The organism is Allosphingosinicella sp., assembly GCF_035626655.1.
GTDB lineage: Bacteria > Pseudomonadota > Alphaproteobacteria > Sphingomonadales > Sphingomonadaceae > Allosphingosinicella.
This window is the reverse complement of the sequence record NZ_DASPNF010000015.1, coordinates 23613-42772: the sequence shown is the minus strand read 5'-3', so window position 1 is coordinate 42772 and position 19160 is coordinate 23613. Positions and strand designations below refer to the sequence as shown.

Here is a 19160-nt window from a genome sequence, read left to right as displayed (position 1 = left end):
GCAATGGGTCGAGAGCTGACAGGCCGCTACGGGTGGATAGCAGACACGGCGACTTCGAGGCATAGTGCCTCCATATCGTCGGGGAGGCGGAGATCAGCGGCAGGGGAACGAAGCTCGCGGTTCTGCTCGGCGTGATCGCCGTGTTGCTCGTCCTGCCCATCGGCTTTCTACTCTGGATGACATCCGTCCCCGGCAGTTCCTGGACCGGGCCGCTGCCGGCGCTAGATGCGGCGCAGGTGCAGAGCGCCGCGCGGCTGCGTGAGGACGTCATCGCCATCGCCTCCGAGCCACACAATGTTGCGCATCCGGCGGCGCTGGAACGGGCCGCAACGCATCTCGAAGGTCGGCTGAGGGCGCTTGGCTATCCGGTCCTGAGTCAGCCCTTCCAGGCCAGGGGCCGGCAGGTTCGCAACATTGAAGCGGTCGTGGAACCGGCGGCCGCGAATGCGGAAACGCTCGTCGTGGGGGCCCATTATGACAGTTATGGCGAGTCCCCGGGCGCGAACGACAATGGCTCGGGCGCGGCGGCGTTGCTGGAGCTGGCCCGGTTGCTTGCCGACCTCAGGGGCCGCGCAGCCATCCGCGTCAGGTTTGTCCTTTTCGTCAACGAGGAGCCGCCATTCTTCAAGACCGAGCAGATGGGGAGCCTTGTCTATGCCCGGCGCCTGAGTCGGTCGGGCGAAAATGTGACAGGAATGCTCTCGCTCGAAACACTCGGCTATTACAGCGATGCTCCGGGTAGCCAGCATTACCCCTTTCCGCTGAACCTGCGCTATCCCGACACCGGCAACTTCGTGGCGTTCGCTGGCACTCTTTCGTCGCGTGGCTTCGTGCGGCGGACGGTAGGGGAGTTCCGAATGGTCGCGCCTTTTCCGAGCGAGGGCGGTGCCGCACCCGGCTTCCTTCAGGGCATCGACTGGTCGGACCATTGGGCCTTCGGACAGGTCGGTATCCCGGCGGCGATGGTCACCGACACGGCCCCGTTCCGTTACCCCTATTATCATGGTGTCGCCGACACGCCCGACAAGCTTGACTATCCCCGCCTCAGCCGCGTCGTCCACGGCCTGGCGCTGTTGATCCGGCGGCGGGCCACGCACTGATCCTCATGCAGGGCCCGCTGAGACAGCCAACGTCCTGTCGGAGGCTGAACGTCCGCAATGGGTCGAAAGCGGCCGGACAGGTGAGGGTGGAAGGCGGGCGTCCCGTCATGAACCAGACGATGGGTCAACTCCGAAGGCCCCGCATATCTGCTCTTCGGAAACGCCCTCTTGGCGCGCCCCAGTGAACGATCAACTCCGCGCCGAACCAATCCATCGGCTGATCGGGGATCAGCAGCGCAGTCAGAAGGCGGGGGATGCCTTCTCGCTCAACTGGCTGCGAAGTGATCCTCTGCCACAAGTTCTTTAGCCTATCGTCGGAATCCAGCACGTTTCCTTCATCGATCAAGGCCAGCAAGGCGCGATCCGAAGCCGCCAGGTCGATGTGGTCGCATATCGCCCGAGCAACGGCATGGTAGTTCGGCGCAATCTGCTCGCTGTCGATCAGGCCTACGATCACATCTGCGTCAGGGACCCGACCCATGGCCGCAGGTTACACTTAGTGCGAACGTCCGCAATGGGTCGATAGCGGACGTCGGGGGGAAGGTCGACCCCGGATCAGGTCCGGGGTGCCGGGCTGAAGTGTTGCGCAAATTGAATCGGGTTGGAAAATTCCACACTTTTCGGGGCCGATTCCACACCCGAAAAGGCGTCAATCCACATCATCCAAGAACGAGTTAAGCCCGCGCCCAATCGCTTCCTCGTCACCCCACCGCAGGCTGGGGGCCAAGCGGGCCCTGAACGGCAGCGCGGATGGAAACGCAGTCTGGATCCCAGCCTTCGCTGGGATGACGGACAAGCGGCGAGGCCGAGCTTTCAGGCACCGCACGGGCTTGCAAAGTAGGATTTGAGGGTATTTCTGGCCCGTTCCTTCGCGAAAGGAACGCCATGGCCCGCAAGCCATCCCCTGCGCCGAAACGCGCCTATGTCCGCGTCACCAGCTGGCGGCGGCGGCGGTTCCTTGCGTTGCTGGAGGAGACCGGGACGGTGAAGGTGGCGGCCGAGCTGGCGGGGCTGGGGATCGGGGCGATCTACCGGCTCCGGAAGCTGGAGCCGGGGTTTCGGGAACGGATGGAGGCGGCGATCTCGATCGGGTCGAAGCGGCTGGCGGAGTGGGGCTCCCCCGACTCCCCCACCCCTGACCCTTCCCCTGAAGGGGAGGGGGACTATGCCGGCCTCGTCCCGCGCCGCGGGCAGGGCGGGCGGGTGCGGCTGGTGTCGCCGGGGCAGCGCTGGTGGGAGCCGCGGCACGACGAGATTTTCCTGCTGGCCTTGCGCGGGACGGGCAATGTCGAGGCCTCGGCGCGGGCGGCCGGGTTCACGGCGCGGACCGCGCACAACCAGATGAAGAAGCGGCCCGGTTTCGCAAAGGATTGCGAGCGGGCGATCGCGGAGGCGCGGCCGCGGCTGGAGGATCTGCTTGCGCTGCAGAGCGTGCGCTGGAGCCGGGCGGCCTATGACGAGGCGTTCGAGGGCGAGCCGCTGGACGAGCGGGACGTGGACCGCGCGCTCCGGACCCTGGAATATTGGGAGCGCGAGAAGCGCAGGCGCGACGCCCGGGGGTGACGGCCTCCGCTTGACGACTCCGGAGCGGTCATCGACAAAGCGGCATGGCCGTTCAAATCCCCTGCCTCAGCTGCCGCAGCGCCACGCCCGCCGGCGAGGACTCGGCCGCCCTGTCATGCCCCGGTTGCGGGGTAGCCCTGCCGCCGCCGGCGCGGGCCGCCTGGTTCATGCTGCGCGGCGAGGCGCGATACGGGCCCTATACGCTCGCCCAGCTCGGCGCCTGGATCGCCGAGGGCCGGATCCTGCCGGCGGACCATGTCTGGCACCAGGGCGCGGCGGTGCGGCTGGAGGTGGCGCGGCTGCCGCCGTTCGGCGAGAGGGCGCCCGCGGGCGGGGACATTCCGCCGCTGGCCGAGGACCTGCCGACGCCGGAGGGCGCGGCGGTCGAGCCGGCGCCGGAGGTCGCGGCCGAAGCCGCCGAAGCCGGGCCCGCCCCCGCTGAAGCCGAGGCGAGCGAGCCCGCGTCAGTCGAGCCGGAACCGGAGGTCGCGGCCGAGCCCGAGCCCGCGCCGGCCGAAGCCGCCGAAGCCGCCGAAGCTGAGTCTGCCCCCGCAGAAGCGGAGGCGCCGGAACCCGCGTCGAACGAGGCTGCGCCCGAGCCTGAGCCCGTCGAAGCCGCAGCGCCCGCCGAGCCTGAAGCGACCGAGTCCGCCTCTCCCGAGCCCGAGGCGGTCGAGACCGCGGTCGCGCCGACGCCCCGCCTGACCGTCTACATCCCCTGCCTCACCTGCCGCACCACCACGGCCGTCGCCGGGGAGGCGGAAGCCGTGTCCTGCCACAGCTGCGGGACGGCGCTGCCGCCGCCGGCGCGGCCCGCCTGGTTCATGCTCCGGGACGCGACGCAATACGGGCCGTACACGACCGGGCAGCTGGCGGGCTTCGTCGCCGAGGGCCGGGTGCGGCGGGAGGACAGCGTCTGGCACGAGGGCGCGGCGGTGCGGCTGGAGGTGGGCCTGCTGCCGCCGTTCGGCGAGAAAGAGGACGAGCCGGCGCCCGGGCCGGAAGCCGAGGAACCGGCTGAGCCCGACGATCTCGCCGCGCTGGCGCCGGACCCTGGCGAGGGGGATTGGGACAGCCTCGAGATCCAGCCCGGCGAGACGGAAGTGGGGAACTGGATCGTCGGCCTGGTGACCGACTGGCAGGACGTCGCCGGCTCGCTGATCGTCACCGACAAGAGGGTGCTGTTCAAGCCGAAGATCGCCGGCGTCCACCTCGGAGACATCCTGGTCAGCCAGACCAGGGAGTTCAAGGACGCGAACAACCTGATCCTGTTCAGGGACGAGATCGTCTCGGTGCACAGCAAGCGCAAGGTGCTCAACACCTATATCTATGTCGAGACGGCCTATGGCGACACGATCGCCTTCAACCGCGGCATCAGCAAGGTCGAGCCGGTCGTGGCGGCGCTCCAGCCGGGCGGCTAAAGCAGCCAGAGCCAGAGCAGCAGTCCCGCGGCGGCCAGCCACAAGGCGACGATCACCGCCGCCGCGGCCCGGCTGCGGGGCCGCTCGCGCGCCGCCGCCTGTTCGCGAAACCCGGCCATCAGCCCGGCCGGCACGGCGCGCACCGCCAGCCAGATCCCGGCCGGGACGATCAGCAGGTCGTCGAGATAGCCGAGCAGGGGGATGAAGTCCGGGATCAGGTCGATCGGGCTCAGCGCATAAGCGGCGGTGAAGCCCGCCAATGCCCGGGCATGCCAAGGGGTGCGCGGATCGCGCGCGGCGAGCCAGAGCGCGACAACGTCGCGCTTCAGGCGTCCGGCCCAGGCTTTGAGAGCGGAGAACATGGTCCCGCAGCATAGCAGACCGGCTCTGCAGCGGTACCATTTCGACCTCTTGAACCCGGCTTTTCCCTTCCTAATTCTGTGGCGCCGGGCGCCATCCGGGCCCGGCTGGGAAAGAGGGCGCCGGCTCTCAAGCCCCGGCGCATCTCATGCCCGAATTGCTTCAACATGGAGGATTTGGAGATGAGAAACGACTTCGACCTGACGCCCTACCGGCGTTCCACCGTCGGCTTCGACCGGCTGTTCGACCTGCTCGAAAGCGGCCTTCGCAGCGAGACTGCGGACGGCTATCCGCCCTTCGACCTCGAGAAGGACGGCGACGAACGCTACCGCATCACCCTCGCCGTCGCCGGCTTCCGCCGCGACGAGATCGAGATCACGGCGCAGCAGAACCAGCTGGTCATCGCCGGCCGCAAGACGGAGGAAGAGCGCGAGGATGGCCCGCGCTTCCTGCACCGCGGCATCGCCGCGCGGGCGTTCGAGCGGCGCTTCCAGCTCGCGGACTTCGTCCAGGTGCGCTCCGCCGAGCTCGCGGACGGACTGCTCACCGTCACCCTCGAGCGCGAGATTCCCGACGAGATGAAGCCGCGGAAGATCGAGATCGGTTCCGGCGGCGCACCGCAGCTGGACGCTCCGGAGAAGCCGCGCCTCGCGGCCTGACCGCCCACGCGCCGGGATGCGACGCCCGCCGCTCCGGCGTTCCGGCGCTCCCTTGCCCGAAGCCGGCGGTGGCGGGCCGCCGGCCTGTACGAGGAGTAACGAAGATGATCCTGTATCTGACCGCCCTTGCCGCGATCGGAGCGGCGCCCGCGCCGGTCCCGAGCACCGGCACGTCGCCGGCGACCCCGGCGCCGGCCGTGGCGCCGGCAGCGCCCTCGAAGCCGGCCGACCTGGCCGTGCTGCCCGGCAAAAAGGCCCCGCTTCCCGCCGGGACTCTCGTCCCGAAGCCGAAGGAGAAGCCGGCAAAGGAAGACAAGCCGCTCGTGGAGGCATGATGTCTGCGCGCTGGCTTGACTATCTGCGGCGGGAGCATGCGCGCCTCGATGCCGCTGTTGCGGACGCACGGCGCCGGCCCGAGCCGGACGAGCTGGAGATCGCACGGCTCAGGGCGCTGAGGCTGGCCGTGCGCGAGCAGCTCGCGGACTGGGAAAGGCTGAGCAAGGCAGCGGCCGCCGCCTGACCCCGGTGCGGACCGGCCGGACGGCCGGCCCGCACCCCTGCGCCTCCCGCCGGAGGCCATTTTCCCTTCGGCCGGCGAAGTATTGATTCCGCCGGATCGGACCAGGGCCGGGATTCTTTCCACAAAAAAGATACTTGCTTGCGGTGCGAAAATCGAAACTATGCCGCCACCAATATTCTTTGGGGGGAAATCGTGAGAAGATACATGACCGGCGCGGCCATTGCCGCGCTCATTGCCACGCCTTTGTCCGCGCAGCCCGCGCCTGTCGAGACCGCCGCCGTGCAGGCGCCGGTGGCGGCGGCGCCGTCGGCCGGGCTACTGACCCTGACCGCCGGCACGCCGATCACGCTCGCCGTCGCCCAGGAGGTGAACAGCAGCACGCACCGGGCGGGGGACACCTTCCCGCTGACCGTGCTGAACGACGTGCGCGTCGGCGACACGATCGTCATTCCGCGCGGCACGCCGGCGCGGGGCGAGATCACCTGGCGCACCGGCAAGGGCGCCTTCGGCAAGTCCGGCAAGCTCGAATTCTCGCTGCGCTACATCGAGCTTGGCGGCCAGCGCATCCCCGTCACCGGCGACTATCGCCAAGAGGGCGAGGGCAATACGATCGCGACCGGCGTCGGGATCATCGCCGTCGGCGTCTTCGCCGGCTTCATCACCGGCAAGCGCGCGCGCCTGCCCATGGGCCGCGAACTGATGTCGCAGCTCGCCCAGCCGGTGCCGTTCGGCGCCGACGGCCGCCTCGCCGCCTCCTATGACGCGGCGGCGGCGATGGCTGCGGCCGAGGCCAACTCGCCGGTCGCGCAGTGCCGCAACCAGGCGGCGGCGATGACCAACCAGCGCGAGCGCGAGCGGGCGCTCCGCGGCTGCTTCCGCGAGCGGATGGAGTAATCCTCGTGGGGACGGCGGGAACTGTCCCGCCGTCCCCCTCGAACCCGCTTGTTTCGACTGCGGAACAGGGGGATAAGCAGCGGATGTTGTGCGCGTGCCGTCCGACGGAGGACCGCCATGAAGCCGCTCAGAAGCACCAGCCGCCGTTCCTTTCTGCTGCGCGTGGGCGCGACCGCCACGGCCGGCGCCGCGCTCGCCCTGGTCGGCGGGTCGGAACTCAGGGCGCAGAATTACAGCGGCGTGACCGATTGCGACACGGGTAATGGCTCTGACCGGCCGGGCTATGGCCGCGGCAATCGCAACGCTGTCACGGATCGCGACACCGGCCCCTCCGGCGACCCGCGCTGCCGCGGCCGCGGCACGAGTGGCGCAACCGGCGGCGGCCACTATAATCCCAACGTGCAGCCCGAGACGCGCTGCTCGGACCGGGACTATGGCCAGAATGGCGATCCGGGCGGGCGGGGACGCGCCTGCCGTGGCCTGGACCCCAACGGCTATGCGCCGCGCACGTCAGGATGCACCGACAGCGACACCGGCCAGGGCTCGGATTCGATCGGCAACGGCCGCCGCTGCACGCCGCGCTAAAAGCGCTCCACGATCCTGCCGCAGCCCGTGCCGGGCTCGACGTCCAGACGGGTGTGCATATGTCCGGTCACATAGCCCCATTGCGGGCGCAAGCCGTCGCGGCAGCGCAACTCGATCGTGCCCTCGATGCGCGGAATGGCAAAGAAGTAGCCACCGGGCAGATCGAGCAGCGCCTGTGTCCGGCCGTCACTGGTGACGATGGCAGCGGAGAGGACCTGCCCCTTCCGGTCGACCACGACCGCCGACCCCATGAGCGAGACATAGAAAAAGCCGACCAGAATGACCAGGCCGGCGCCACCCGCCGCCCAACCGAGCCGCCTGGCCCGGACCGACATCAGGCATCGGTCTCCGCCGCCCGCTGGAACAGGCCGGCGGCGAGCAGCCAGGGCATGGCGAAGGCGATGGTGAGGAACAATTCCAGCGGCCTGCCGAGCGCGGCGACGAAGACGGCGACCGCGATCAGCAGCTGCGCGATCGCGGCGGCGGCCATGGCCAGCATCATGCCCCGCGGCCGGAAGCGCGCGGCGACCGCCCCAGCCAGCGCCACGAGCAGGACGCCCGCGAACATCAGATTGGCGGGATTGTGCGGCTCGCCGATGAAGCCGACGGCGAGGTTCACCCAGATCAGCAGGAAGGCGGTGAAGGCGGCGAGCGCGGCACCGAGCCGGTAGCAGGCGTTGCCGCTGCGCCGGACGGCGAACTCCAGCGCGCCGCCGAGCCCGCCGATCAGCAGCGCGGCGACCGCGAAGTCGAGCGGCCCCCAGCGCACCTCGTCGGTGAACTGCATGGCGACGAGCGGCGTCGCCAGCAGCGCCGTGGCCAGGCCCCAGCCCGCAACCCGCCAGAAATTGAAGCTCCGTCCGCCCGTCATCTGCCCCGCCATCATCCTGTCCCCGCATGTATTGTTCGAGAGGCTCGCCTTTCGCACTGGCGCTTGCAGCGCTGATCCGGGGGATAAGGAGATTTCGTGCAGACGACCCTCCCCGTGCGATTGCGCTGGTGTAGGCTAGCGGGAAACGGCAGGAGATGCCGGACCGGAGCGAGGTGAGAATTGGACATGATACAGCTCAGTCTCCTGGCCGTGGCGGTGGCCGCGCAGAATCCAGCGTCGGGAACGGCGGGAGAGCAGTGGATCGAGCTGACCCGGCCGGAAGGACGGGTCGTCTTTATCGACGTGGGCAGCATCCATGTCGTCCGCGGCACCATCCGGTCCGTCCGGACCCGGGTGGTGACCGACGAGCCCGACAGCACGGGCCGCGCCCGGACCGAATATGTGCAGGACGTCGATTGCGAGACCCGAGCCATGGCCTTGACCGGCTTTGCGACCTATCGCAGCGACGGCTCGCTCATCAATCAGGGCAGCGCGCCCGCCGACGTGCGGCAGTGGACCCGGTTCAGTCCCGGCTCGCAGGGCGCCGTCACGGTGGACCGCGTCTGCCGTTAAGGCCGACGTCAGTCCTTCTTCCGGCCGATGTCGACGCCGGCGATCTTGCGGCCGGCTGCGCTGTCCTCGATCAGGGTGGCGAGGCGGCGGGCGCGGGTCTCGGGCCGTTTCGCGCTGGTGATCCAGTGGAGGCAGAGCTTGCGATAGCCGGGCGGGCGCCGTTCCCAGTCCGCCAGGCCTTCCTGTTCTTCTTGAAGAGGGCGTTCTCGGCCGGGGTCAAAGCGGCGGTCTCGCGCTCATAGGCATAGACGCCGGTGCGGTGCCTGTTCTCCTCATAGGCGCGCACCCCCGCCTCGGTCATCTTCCCCGCCGCGGTCAGCGCCGCGAAGCGCTCGACATTGACCGTGGACCAGATGCTGCCCTTGCGGCGCGGGGTGAAGCGGATGCGGTAGCTTTCGTCGTCGATCCGGTGGCGGACCCCGTCGATCCAGCCGAAGCACAGGGCCTCGTCCCGCGCCTCCGGCCAGGTGATCGAGGGCGCCCCCGTCGCCTTCTTGCGGAAGCCGACGCTGAGCTCCTCCGCGGTGGCCGCATTGGCCTCGAGCCAGGCGCGGAAGCCGGCGGCGTCGGGGAAGAAGGTGGGAGCGGTCATAGCCTTCTTATGCCCCCCTATCGTGCCGATGGGGAGGACGTTTACTCCGCCGGCTGCGGCGCCGCCTGGCCCAGCGCCTTCTCCCGGCGCTTCCGGGCCAGCGCCTTCTTCCAGCCGCGGCTGCGCCACCACATGACGAGGCCGGTGACCGCGAGGATGGCGGGGATGATGCCGCCGAGGAAGATCAGGATCTGCCAGACCAGGCCCATGTTCGTGCCGTCGTGCAGGCGGCGCATCAGCCTGGCGTTGGTCTCGGGACGCGGCGGGCGCGGCGGCGTGACCGTGCCGCGGGCATCGTCGACCGCGACCTCGGCCGGGCCGCCCGCGCGCTCGAAGGAGAGCTTCCACTGGCTACTCTGGTCGGTGGGCCAGGTGACCGAGACGAGCCGGCCGCCGCCCGACGCCGGGATCGCCGCCGCCAGCGCCGCCTCCGGGGCCATGGCGGTCCGCGCCAGCGGCCGGGCGCGCTGGGCGCGGGCGCGCTCCTCGGCGGGATTGCCTTTGGCCTTGGGCTGGCTCGCCTCGAACACGCCGAACGTGTTGGGGAAGGAGATCCAGAAGCCGGTGAAGCTCAGCATGGCGAGCGGGACCAGCACCCAGAAGCCGACCTGATGATGGATGTTGGCGTTGGTCGAATTCTGCCGCTTCCAGCGGAAGCCGCGCCGGAAGCTCCCGCCGATCGGCCACCAGAGCCAGATGCCGGTCAGGCAGGAGATGAACATGAAGACGCCGACCCAGCCGACGATGGTGCGGCCCCAGACCGGGATCATCATCGAGCCGTGCAGGACGTGGAAGACGCGGACCAGGCCGCTGTTGGAATTGGCCGCATCGAGCACCTGGCCGGTGCCGGGATCGATCCAGACGTTGAGCCGCTGCGGCGGGCCTTCGCCCTGCCGGGCCTGGGTCACGGTGGCGACGACGGGGCCCTCGCCGCCCTCGGGATAGCGGAGCGAGGCGAGCCGGTCGTCCGGGCCGGCGCGCGAGCGGGCGGCGTTCGCATATTGGGCGGGCGTCAGCCGCGCCTCGCTCGTCGAGACGGCGTAACGCTGCGGGTTGAGCTGCTCGTCCAGCCAGTCGTGCCAGACCAGGGCCGCGCCGGTGACCGAGATCGGGATGATCAGCACGGCGAGCAGGATGCCGATCCATTTGTGGACGGAAAGCCAATAGCCCCTGAGGCGAAGAACGGTCGATTGGGCCACTGATTCCCCCTGCTACGGTCCGGATATGCCGAGCCTAAAAGCTATTGCGAATGGATTGCAAGAAGAAGTTTGTTTCCTATGTGCTCCGGCGAAGGCAGGAGCGCTGGCCGGTAATCGCATCAGCCTTGTTCTCGCAACGCTCCTGCCTTCGCAGGAGCACGGGTTTTCCCCGTGAAAGTTCCCGCCGTCTACGCGTCCGCCCAGCGGCGGAGGAGGTTGTGATAGACGCCGGTGAGCCGGATCACCTCGCCGTCGTCATGGCCGCGGTCGCCCGCGATGGCCTGGACGGCCTGGTCGAGGTCGAAGAGGATGGTGCGCTGGCCGTCGTCGCGGACCATGGACTGGATCCAGAAGAAGCTCGCCACGCGCGCGCCCCTGGTCACCGGCTCGACCCGGTGCAGGCTCGAGGACGGATAGAGGAGCAAATGGCCGGCGGGGAGCTTCACCGCATTGGCGCCGAGATTGTCCTCCACGACCAGCTCGCCGCCCTCATAGGCATCGGGGTCCTCCAGGAAGAGCGTCGCCGACAAGTCGGTGCGGACGCGGAACTCGCCCGCGCGGTGGATGCGGATCGCATTGTCGATATGCGTGCCGAACGCCTCGCCGCCCTGGTAGCGGTTGAACAGGGGCGGGAAGATCTTCAGCGGCAGCGCCGCGGCGATGAACAAAGGCGAGCGGCCCAAAGCCTCGAGCACGAGCCGCCCGGCCTGCTTCGCGGCGTCGCTCTCCTCGGGCAGCTGTTCGTTCCGCTTCGCCAGCGCCGACTGGTGGCCCGAGGTGGCGTTGCCGTCCTCCCAGGCGCCGGCGTCGACGATCGCCCGGATGCGCGCGACCCCCTCCTTGTCCAGCACGTCGGGGATGGGGAGCATCATGGGCGGGCGGTGTCCTCAGAGAAGGAAGGGGGACAGTTACTCGTAACTGTCCCCATTTGCAGCCCTCAGAACGAGTAGAACAGACTCAGCACCGCCGAGCGGCCTTCGCCGGGCGCGGCCCAGCCGCCGGTGACGATGCCGCTGGTCGCGTTCACATTGTTGCGGACGTTGGTGAAATAATCCTCGTCGAACAGGTTCTGCACGTTCAGCTGCACGGTGATGCCGTTGTCGAACGCATAGGAGGCGAACAGCCGCTGGATCAGGAAGTCGTCGGCCCGGTACTGGGTCCGCTGCAGCAGGGTCCGCTGGTGGGTGGCGAAGCTGCCCTGCCAGGTGAGGCCGTAGCCGATCTGCAGGCCGAAGGGCAGGCGGTAGGTGGTGAACAGGCTGGCCGAATGGCGCGGCGTCTGCATCAGATCGTCGCCGCGCTGCGGATCGGGAATGGCGTCGCTGTTGTTGCAGGCCGCCAGCGGCGCCGGCCGCGGATCCGGATCGGCAAGGCAGGAATCGGAGACGCTCTGCAGCACCTTGCTGTCGAGATATGTGTAATTGGCGAAAATCTGCCACTCGGGCGTGATGTTGCCCGACAGGCCGAGCGCCAGCCCGTCGACCCGGGAGCGGCCGTCGACGACCTGCGGGTTGGGCGCCGCCGGATCGTTGGAGGGCACGCGGAAATTGCTGCGCTCGTTGCGGAACAGGGCCGCGGTGAAGTTGAGGCGCCGGTCGAACAGGTCCGCCTTCACGCCGATCTCCCAGGTCCGCGCCGTCTCGGGCGCCGCGTCGCAGGGACTGGGCGCGGCCGCGCTGGCCGGCGTGCCACAGCCCAAGCGGACGGTGAGCGAGGTCGGGGTGCGCGAATTGCCATAGGCGGCATAGATGGAGACGTTGCGCACCGGCTTGTAAACCGCGCCGAAGCGGTAGGAGAAGAGCCGCTCGTCGCTCCGCTGCGGGGCGAGCTGCAGCGGCGTGAGCGGCGCCGTTCCCGGCGGATAGGTGGACAGGGCGATGTTCCGGAAGACGCCTTCCGCCCATTCGTAGCGGATGCCGGCGTTCAGCTCGAAGTGGCGGCCGATCTCCAGCGTGTCGAAGGCGTAGATGGCCTGGTTGTTGGACTCGCCGCGCGAGCGGGCGGTGACGGTGTAGTTGATCGGCCCGCTATAGACGGTGGTCGGATTGACGATGCTCTCGAGCGGCAGCAGCAGCGGCGCGCCGGCGGCGTTCCGCGGCAGCGAGGCGCTTTCGATGAAATAATCCTCCCAGCTGAACGACGCGCCGAAGACGAGGATATTGTGGAGGCCGTCGCCACCGGCGCGGCCGCTTTCGACGGTGAAGTCGGTCTGGCTGTACCAGAGCTCGTTCGACTGGTCGCGGACCAGGCCGCGCGGGCCGGACGGCTGCCAGAAGCCAGGCGGCACCACGACGTTGATCGTGCCGACCGCCGGGCCGTTGCCGGTGGTGACGTTGGTCACCGCGGCCGTGCAGGCGGCGCCGACCGTGCTGGTCGCCGTGGTGGTCACGGGCTGCAGGCCGGTGCCGGCGAGGCAGAAGGTGCCCTGCGGCGCGCTGGTCACGCTGAACTGGTCGACCTTCTGCCAGCGCGCGAGGCTGCGCATCCTGACATTGTCGGTAATCTCCTGGTGCAGGGTCAGGGTCAGCCGGTCGACGGTGATTTCCTGCTCGTCGAGGTTACGATAGCCATAATAATCCGAGCTGTCCGTACCCGGCAGCGGCCCGTCGTTGATCGCATTGAGGAAATAGGGAACGCCGTAGATCGGGATATTGTCGTCGCGCTGGTGGACCCAGGCGAGCGTGACCCGGGTCGGCCCCTCCATGCCGAAGGTGATCGCGGGCGCGACGCCCCAGCGGCGGTAATTCTCGACATCCCGGCCGGGCACGTCGTTGCGGTGGACCATGGCGTTGAGCCGGACCGCGACCTGCGGGCTGAGCCGCCAGTTGCTGTCCACGGTGCCGCGGAAATAATCGTCGGTGCCGACCGCCGCCGAGAGGATGGTGAGGTCCTCGGCCTGCGGCACCTTGGAGACGAGGTTGATCGTGCCGCCGACGCTGCCCGAGCCGTTGAACACGGAATTGGCGCCGTTGTAGATCTCGATCTGCTGCAGGTTGAACGGGTCGCTGCGCGTATATTGGGCGGAGTCGCGCACGCCGTCGACGGTGATGTCGTTATTGGCGGAATAGCCGCGCAGGTTGATTGCGTCGCCATAGCCGCCGCCGCCCTCGCCGGCGCCGAAGGTGATGCCCGGGATGGTGGTGAGGGCGTCGCGCAGGGTCAGCAGATTCTGGCGGCGCAGCACCTGGTCGGAGATGACGGTGACGGTCTGCGGCGTGTCGAGCAGGGGCGCGGTCGCGCGCGGCGATTCGAGCCGGGTCTCCTGGCGCTGCCCCTGGACGAGCACGTCATTGCCGGGATTGTCGCGCTGTTCGGTGTCGCTCTGCCCGGCGCCGCCGGTGTCGACGCCGTCGCGCGGCAGGTCCCCGGCCAAAGCCGGCGAGGAGAGGAAACCGACCGCCCCGAGCGCGAGGAACAGGGGCGCACGCGCCGCGGCGCTCCGGGCGGAAATCTGCTTGGTCACTAAGGTAAGCCCCTTTTCTCGACTGCCGGACCTTTCCGGTCGAGCGAGGCTATTGCAAATCACTCGCAACAGTGTCAAGAAGATTGCGAACGGTTCGCAACTTGACGGGCATTACCTCTTCCCAAGGGCCCGTCGGCGCCGGCGTGACAGCAGCCGTTACGCCGGCGCCATCCGTTTTTGGGGGCGCCGTCATTGCGAGCGAAGCGAAGCAATGACGAAGGGGATCGCCCTTATTGCGCCGGCGGGGTGGCCGGCCGCGCCGTGCCCGGCGTCGTCAGGAACTCGCGCAGCTGCGCCTGGAAGAAGGGCGCATTGTCGAACATGATGAAATGCGCGGCGTCCGGCACCCGCCGGATCACCGCCTGCGGCGCGGCGCGGTAGGAGAGCTGGTAGGCGCGGTCGATCTGCTCCGCAGTGATGGGAGGCCCGCCGGGCGCGCCGGACGGCTGCACGTAGAGCACGACCAGGGGCGCGCGGATGCGGCCGACGTCCTCGAGCAAATTGGTGCGCAGCAGGTCGGTAAAGCCCTGGGCGGCGACGGCCGAATCGCTGGCGAGGCTGGCGTCGATCTGCGCCTGCCGCTGGCTTTCCGTGTTGACCATCTGGCTGATCGTCATCGAGGCCATCATCCGCCGCTGCTCGGGCGTCGCATTGACCATCATTGTCTGCATCTGGTCGATCATCGTCGTGAGCTGCTCGTCGGTCACGCCCTGCTGGCGAAACATGATGCCGAGATAGGGCAGCATGTCGACGACCATCAGCTTGCCGACCAGCTCCGGATGGCGGGAGGCGACGAGGATGCCCCAGGTCCCGCCCATCGAGTGGCCGACCACGGCGGGCCGATCGAGCCGCGCCTCGCGGATGTAGCGGGCGATCTCGTCGGCGACGGGCACGAGATAATTGCCCCGGGCATTGGCGCCGGCCGGGCGGCCCGCAAAGCCTGAGACGTGGATCAGATGGTAGCGATAGCCCGGCAGCGCCGCCATCGTCGTGCTCCAGACCGCCGGCGTGGAGGAGAGGCCGGGGATCAGGACGACGTCCGGGCCGCTGCCCATGACGGTGACGCCGATCCGCTCGGAGCTGAAGTTCGGGGCGGGCGTGCCCGGGTCCGGCTGGACCGCCGGCGCCGCGGCGGCAGGCGCCTGCGCAGCGATGGCGGGGGCGGCGAGGAGCAGGGCGGGCGCGGCAATGGCGGCAAGCAGACGGAACATGCGTGAGGGTCTCCGAAGAAGGTCGCCGTTTGTCTAGCCATTTCTCCCAATCCCGTCACCCCAACGAAGGCCGGGGTCCAGGCGGCACCGGAGACAGAAATTGCGGACGGAGATTCGGCTGGGATGCCAGCCTTCGCTGGCATGACGATTTAGCCAATCACATACTTGTACGGGTCCTCCCAAGTCGGATTCATCTGCTCGATCAGCTTCGTCTTCCAGCGGCGCTGCCATGCCTTCATCGCCTTCTCGCGCGCGATGGCCTCGTCGATCCGCTCAAATTGTTCGCAATAGACGAGGCGCTTCAGGCCATAGCGCCTGCAGAAGGCCGATCCCTTGCCGTTGCGGTGCTGCCAGACGCGCGCGGCGAGATCGCTTGTCACGCCAATGTAGAGCGTCCCGAACGGCGCGTCGGTCATGATGTAGACCCAGCCGCACTTCATAAGATGAGATTGATGCCAAGTCCGTCGGGATGCCAGCCTTCGCTGGCATGACGAATCCGATCTGGATCAAATCCCCGTCACCCCAGCGAAGGCTGGGGTCCAGGCGGACCGGGGGACGGAGGGGCGGGTTGAGGATCGGCCGGGATGCCAGCCTTCGCTGGCATGACGGGGTGGGTCTAGAGCCCCTGCGTATACCCCTCGCACGCCGCCCAGGAGCCGCCGCGATAGCCGCGGAGGAGGGCTTCCTGGCGCTGGGCGGAGGTGCCGTGGGTGAAGCTTTCGGGGGCGGCGGCATTGCCCTGGAGGGTGTCGTCGCCGATTGCGGCGGCGGCGCGCATCCCTTCCTCGAGGTCGCCGGGCTCCATCGCGCCCTGCTCCTTCGCCGCCCAGGCGCCGGCGAGGCAGTCGGCCTGCAGCTCCATGCGCACCTGGATGGCATTGCCCTGCGCCTCGGAGACGCCCGCCTGGGCGCGGCGCACCCGCTGCTCGATCCCCATCAGCAGCTGGATGTGATGGCCGACCTCGTGCGCGATCACATAGGCCTGGGCGAAGTCGCCGGGCGCGGCGAAGCGGCGGGCGAGCTCGTCGAAGAAGGCGGTGTCGAGATAGATGCCGCGGTCGGCGGGGCAGTAGAAGGGCCCCATGCGCGAATCCGCCTGGCCGCAGCCCGAGGGCGCGCCGCTCGTGTAGAGAACCATGCGCGGCGGCTGGTAGGTGCGGCCCATCGCCTGGAACATCGTGCCCCATTGATCCTCGGTCGAGGCGAGGGTCTGGCAGGCGAAGCGGTAGGTGGAGTTGGACGCGCAGACCTGGCCGGCATTGCGGTTGGCGGGCGCATCCCCGGCCTGCTGCACGCCGCCGCCGCCCATCAGGCCGAGCGGGTCGCCGCCGACCAGGAAGCCGACGCCCGCGACCAGCAGCACGCCCAGAATGCCGAAGCGGCTGAAGATCATGCCGAGCAGCATGCTGCCGCCCCCTCCGCCGCCGCCGAAGCCGAAGCCGCGGCCGCCTTCGCGATATTCGACATTGTCGCTGGTGCGGCGGTCGCCGAAGCGCATGACGGTCTCCTCCGCCCGCAGCAATGCAGCAGGCGCACGAAAGGTTGCACGCGCAGCACTTGCATAAGCCGAAGAAGCGGGCACATGGGCCGCGATGGCTGATACCGAGAGCAGGCGGCGGCGCGCGAAGACCGGGGAGCGGCTGCCGCTCCCCGACGAGGTCGCCCTGGTGCTGCAGGGCGGCGGCGCGCTCGGCGCCTATCAGGCCGGCGTGATCGAGGGGCTGGAGGAGAAGGGGATCGAGGTCGACTGGGTCGCCGGCATCTCGATCGGCGCGATCAACGCCGCGATCTTCGCCGGCAACCCGCCCGAGCGGCGCGTCGCGCAATTGCGCGGTTTCTGGGAGAAGGTGACGGCGGCGCTCCCGGCCCTGCCCTTCGCCGGCGGCGGCGACGAATGGCGCGAGTTCGTGCACATCGCCTCGGCGGGAATGGTGGCGCTGCAGGGCGTGCCCGGCTTCTTCACCCCGCGGCTGCTGACCCCGGCGCTCGCCCCGGCCCGCAGCCTCGCGGCGCTCAGCTTCTACGACAATGCCCCGCTCGCGGCGACGCTCGACGCCTTCGTCGACTGGGACCTGCTCAACGACGGCCCGGTCCGGCTCAGCGTCGGCGCGGTCAATGTCGAGACCGGCAATTTCCACTATTTCGACACGCGCGGCAGCCGGCGGGCAAGGATCGACGCGCGGCACATCATGGCCTCGGGCGCGCTGCCCCCGGGCCTGCCGCCGGTCGAGATCGACGGCGCCTGGTGGTGGGACGGCGGCATCGTGTCCAACACCCCGCTCAGCCATGTGCTCGAGCAGCAGAAGGCGGATCTGCTCGTTTTCCAGGTCGATCTCTTCTCCGCGCGCGGCGAGCGGCCCGCGACGATCATGGATGTCACCAGCCGCGAGAAGGACATACGCTATTCGAGTCGCACGCGGCAGGTGACCGACCAGCTGATCCGCCTGCGCAAGGAGCGCGAGGCGATCCGCAAGGTGCTCGCCAAGCTCCCGCCCGGGCTCTGCCAGGACGAGGACGTGGCGAAGCTCGCGGAGCTGGCCGCCGAGCATGCGGTGAACGTCGTCCATCTCATCTATCGCAAGCATGGCTGGGAGGGCGGCGCCCGCGACTTCGAATTCTCCCGCGGCACGATGGAGCATCACTGGGAAGAAGGGCTGAAGGCGATCGCCGAGACGATGCGCCACGACAGCCTGCTCGCGAAGAATATCGTCGACGGCAAGACCGCGGCGTTCGACCTGGCTTCATGACGTGGAGGGCCTCAGCCCTGGCACGTCACCCCGGCGAAGGCTGGGGTCCGGACGGCGTCTGTTCGCGGCTCGGATTCGGCTTGGATCCCAGCCTGCGCTGGGATGACGAAATAGAGAGAAAGGACTGACTAGATGTTCCTCCAGGGCAAGACCGCTTTGGTCACCGGCTCCACCTCCGGCATCGGCCTCGCCATCGCCCGCGCGCTGGCCGGCGAGGGCGCGCGGGTGATCCTCAACGGCTTCGGCGACGCGGCGGAGATCGCGGCGCTGCAGGCGGAGCTCGGCGCGGACTATTCGGGCCACGACCTCACCAGGGCCGAGGAGATAGAGGCGATGATGCAGGCGGCGGGCGAGGTCGACATCCTCGTCAACAATGCCGGTACCCAGCATGTCGCGCCGGTCGACCAGTTCCCGGTCGACAAATGGAACCTGATCCTGGCGCTGAACCTCACCGCCGCCTTCCACACGATCCGGCTCGCTGTGCCGGCGATGAAGCACAAGGGCTGGGGGCGGATCATCAACACGGGGAGCGCGCACAGCCTCGTCGCCAGCCCGAACAAGTCCGCCTATGTCGCGGCCAAGCACGGCATTGCGGGCCTCACCAAGACGGTGGCGCTCGAGGTCGCCACGCACGGGATCACGGCGAACTGCATCAGCCCCGGCTATGTCTGGACTCCCCTGGTCGAGAACCAGATCCCCGACACGATGAAGTCGCGGAACCTGACCCGCGAGCAGGTGATGAACGACGTCCTGCTCGCTGCCCAGCCGACCAAGAAGTTCGTCACGGTCGAGCAGGTCGCGGCGCTCGCCTTGTTCCTCTGCCGCGACGAGGCCAGCGCGATCACCGGCGCCAATTACTCGATCGACGGCGGCTGGACGGCGGCCTGAGCCGCCGTCCGCCGGGAACGCCTATTCGGCCCCGGCCGAGGTCACCTCGGAAATGTAGAGGCGGGCAGGAATGCGGCTGCCCTCCTGATAATGGCCGACATAGATGTCGTACCGGCCGGACTGCGGGCTGTTGAACCGGACCACCGGGTTCGTGCCGTTGGTGTCGTCGTCGCAATACCAGGTGCCGTCAGGCCCGTTGACGGCCAGCGTGGTGTCGGCGTCGGAATCGACCGAGATGATGAGCGGCAGCGAGCCGGCCTCGTAGTTCAGGCGCACGTCCGGGGCGTTGGCGACGGAGCCGCGGCAATCCGGATCGATCGATTGCGCGCTCAGCCGGCCGCCGGCGGTGACGTTGATGATCCGCGGATCGCCGTCGAAGCCGGCGCCGAGCGCGATCGTGCCGAAGCTCGGATTGGCGTTGAAGTTCGGCTGGGCGGAGGCCGTGCCGCCGATGGCCGCAGTCGCGGCGAGAAGCATGACGAGTCTGCGCATTGTCCTTGTCCCCCCTCTGAAA

23 protein-coding genes are annotated in these 19160 nt (G+C 68.9%); 11 read left to right on the top strand and 12 right to left on the bottom strand.

All coding sequences use genetic code 11. The features are described from left to right. The first annotated feature begins 131 nt into the window (after positions 1 to 131). Positions 132 to 1100, top strand: coding sequence for a M28 family peptidase (locus VEC11_RS13935; RefSeq protein WP_464132416.1), 969 nt, complete (start codon positions 132 to 134; stop codon positions 1098 to 1100). A 124-nt stretch (positions 1101 to 1224) separates the two neighbouring features. On the opposite strand, the gene VEC11_RS13930 is transcribed toward VEC11_RS13935, so the two are convergent. Further along, positions 1225 to 1557, bottom strand: coding sequence for a hypothetical protein (locus tag VEC11_RS13930; protein ID WP_464132414.1), 333 nt, complete (start codon positions 1555 to 1557; stop codon positions 1225 to 1227). A 428-nt stretch (positions 1558 to 1985) separates the two neighbouring features. Between VEC11_RS13930 and VEC11_RS13925 the strand changes: the two genes are divergently transcribed. After that, entirely contained in the window at positions 1986 to 2663 is a 678-nt protein-coding gene (locus VEC11_RS13925) for a hypothetical protein (protein WP_464132412.1), read from the top strand. A gap of 44 nt (positions 2664 to 2707) precedes the next feature. Further along, positions 2708 to 4084 carry a DUF4339 domain-containing protein gene (locus VEC11_RS13920; RefSeq protein ID WP_464132410.1) on the top strand — a complete coding sequence of 459 codons (1377 nt, stop codon included), beginning with the start codon at positions 2708 to 2710 and terminating at the stop codon, positions 4082 to 4084. Here VEC11_RS13920 and VEC11_RS13915 read toward each other — a convergent pair. Next, complete coding sequence (locus tag VEC11_RS13915; RefSeq protein ID WP_464132408.1) at positions 4081 to 4446, bottom strand: YkvA family protein; 366 nt, start codon at positions 4444 to 4446, stop codon at positions 4081 to 4083. The two genes, VEC11_RS13920 and VEC11_RS13915, sit on opposite strands and share 4 nt — an antisense overlap. Before the next feature lie 180 nt (positions 4447 to 4626). Here VEC11_RS13915 and VEC11_RS13910 point away from each other — a divergent pair, with 180 nt between their 5' ends. From VEC11_RS13910 to VEC11_RS13890, 5 genes are all read left to right on the top strand, one after another. Then, positions 4627 to 5103, top strand: coding sequence for an Hsp20 family protein (locus VEC11_RS13910; RefSeq protein WP_464132406.1), 477 nt, complete (start codon positions 4627 to 4629; stop codon positions 5101 to 5103). 104 nt (positions 5104 to 5207) lie between these two features. Continuing rightward, positions 5208 to 5438 carry a hypothetical protein gene (locus VEC11_RS13905; protein ID WP_464132404.1) on the top strand — a complete coding sequence of 77 codons (231 nt, stop codon included), beginning with the start codon at positions 5208 to 5210 and terminating at the stop codon, positions 5436 to 5438. After that, positions 5438 to 5623, top strand: coding sequence for a YdcH family protein (locus VEC11_RS13900; protein ID WP_464132402.1), 186 nt, complete (start codon positions 5438 to 5440; stop codon positions 5621 to 5623). Before VEC11_RS13905 ends, VEC11_RS13900 begins: the two co-directional genes overlap by 1 nt. 192 nt (positions 5624 to 5815) lie before the next feature. Beyond that, the gene (locus VEC11_RS13895; RefSeq protein WP_464132400.1) at positions 5816 to 6517 is read left to right on the top strand and encodes a hypothetical protein; all 702 of its coding nucleotides are present in this window, start codon (positions 5816 to 5818) and stop codon (positions 6515 to 6517) included. A 117-nt stretch (positions 6518 to 6634) separates the two neighbouring features. Beyond that, positions 6635 to 7102, top strand: coding sequence for a hypothetical protein (locus tag VEC11_RS13890; RefSeq protein ID WP_464132398.1), 468 nt, complete (start codon positions 6635 to 6637; stop codon positions 7100 to 7102). On the opposite strand, the gene VEC11_RS13885 is transcribed toward VEC11_RS13890, so the two are convergent. Both VEC11_RS13885 and VEC11_RS13880 read right to left on the bottom strand, forming a co-directional pair. Beyond that, positions 7099 to 7437 carry a hypothetical protein gene (locus VEC11_RS13885; protein ID WP_464132396.1) on the bottom strand — a complete coding sequence of 113 codons (339 nt, stop codon included), beginning with the start codon at positions 7435 to 7437 and terminating at the stop codon, positions 7099 to 7101. The genes VEC11_RS13890 and VEC11_RS13885 overlap by 4 nt on opposite strands. Continuing rightward, positions 7437 to 7985 carry a hypothetical protein gene (locus VEC11_RS13880; RefSeq protein ID WP_464132394.1) on the bottom strand — a complete coding sequence of 183 codons (549 nt, stop codon included), beginning with the start codon at positions 7983 to 7985 and terminating at the stop codon, positions 7437 to 7439. The genes VEC11_RS13885 and VEC11_RS13880 overlap by 1 nt, the downstream gene beginning before the upstream one ends. 174 nt (positions 7986 to 8159) lie before the next feature. Here VEC11_RS13880 and VEC11_RS13875 point away from each other — a divergent pair, with 174 nt between their 5' ends. Continuing rightward, the gene (locus VEC11_RS13875; protein ID WP_464132391.1) at positions 8160 to 8546 is read left to right on the top strand and encodes a surface-adhesin E family protein; all 387 of its coding nucleotides are present in this window, start codon (positions 8160 to 8162) and stop codon (positions 8544 to 8546) included. An 8-nt stretch (positions 8547 to 8554) separates the two neighbouring features. On the opposite strand, the gene VEC11_RS13870 is transcribed toward VEC11_RS13875, so the two are convergent. From VEC11_RS13870 to ypfJ, 7 genes are all read right to left on the bottom strand, one after another. After that, positions 8555 to 8722, bottom strand: coding sequence for a YdeI/OmpD-associated family protein (locus VEC11_RS13870; protein ID WP_464132454.1), 168 nt, complete (start codon positions 8720 to 8722; stop codon positions 8555 to 8557). Positions 8723 to 9179: 457 nt separating this feature from the next. Further along, positions 9180 to 10337: a PepSY-associated TM helix domain-containing protein gene (locus VEC11_RS13865; RefSeq protein WP_464132389.1), complete on the bottom strand. Its 1158-nt coding sequence runs from the start codon at positions 10335 to 10337 to the stop codon at positions 9180 to 9182. A gap of 188 nt (positions 10338 to 10525) precedes the next feature. Further along, the gene (locus tag VEC11_RS13860; RefSeq protein ID WP_464132387.1) at positions 10526 to 11209 is read right to left on the bottom strand and encodes a Fe2+-dependent dioxygenase; all 684 of its coding nucleotides are present in this window, start codon (positions 11207 to 11209) and stop codon (positions 10526 to 10528) included. A gap of 65 nt (positions 11210 to 11274) precedes the next feature. Continuing rightward, positions 11275 to 13800, bottom strand: a complete 2526-nt coding sequence (locus VEC11_RS13855) for a TonB-dependent receptor (protein WP_464132385.1) — start codon at positions 13798 to 13800, stop codon at positions 11275 to 11277. A gap of 230 nt (positions 13801 to 14030) precedes the next feature. After that, a complete protein-coding gene (locus tag VEC11_RS13850) occupies positions 14031 to 15011 on the bottom strand; it encodes an alpha/beta fold hydrolase (RefSeq protein WP_464132383.1) in 981 nt (326 codons plus the stop codon). Between the two features lie 149 nt (positions 15012 to 15160). Continuing rightward, on the bottom strand, positions 15161 to 15451 hold the full coding sequence (locus VEC11_RS13845) for a GIY-YIG nuclease family protein (protein ID WP_464132381.1): 291 nt from the start codon (positions 15449 to 15451) through the stop codon (positions 15161 to 15163). A 176-nt stretch (positions 15452 to 15627) separates the two neighbouring features. After that, the gene (gene ypfJ, locus VEC11_RS13840) at positions 15628 to 16509 is read right to left on the bottom strand and encodes a KPN_02809 family neutral zinc metallopeptidase (RefSeq protein WP_464132379.1); all 882 of its coding nucleotides are present in this window, start codon (positions 16507 to 16509) and stop codon (positions 15628 to 15630) included. Positions 16510 to 16603: 94 nt separating this feature from the next. Here ypfJ and VEC11_RS13835 point away from each other — a divergent pair, with 94 nt between their 5' ends. Beyond that, a complete protein-coding gene (locus VEC11_RS13835; RefSeq protein WP_464132377.1) occupies positions 16604 to 17758 on the top strand; it encodes a patatin-like phospholipase family protein in 1155 nt (384 codons plus the stop codon). A gap of 132 nt (positions 17759 to 17890) precedes the next feature. Continuing rightward, a complete protein-coding gene (locus tag VEC11_RS13830; protein WP_464132375.1) occupies positions 17891 to 18646 on the top strand; it encodes a 3-hydroxybutyrate dehydrogenase in 756 nt (251 codons plus the stop codon). 21 nt (positions 18647 to 18667) lie between these two features. On the opposite strand, the gene VEC11_RS13825 is transcribed toward VEC11_RS13830, so the two are convergent. Beyond that, complete coding sequence (locus tag VEC11_RS13825) at positions 18668 to 19138, bottom strand: hypothetical protein (protein WP_464132373.1); 471 nt, start codon at positions 19136 to 19138, stop codon at positions 18668 to 18670. Positions 19139 to 19160 lie beyond the last annotated feature (22 nt).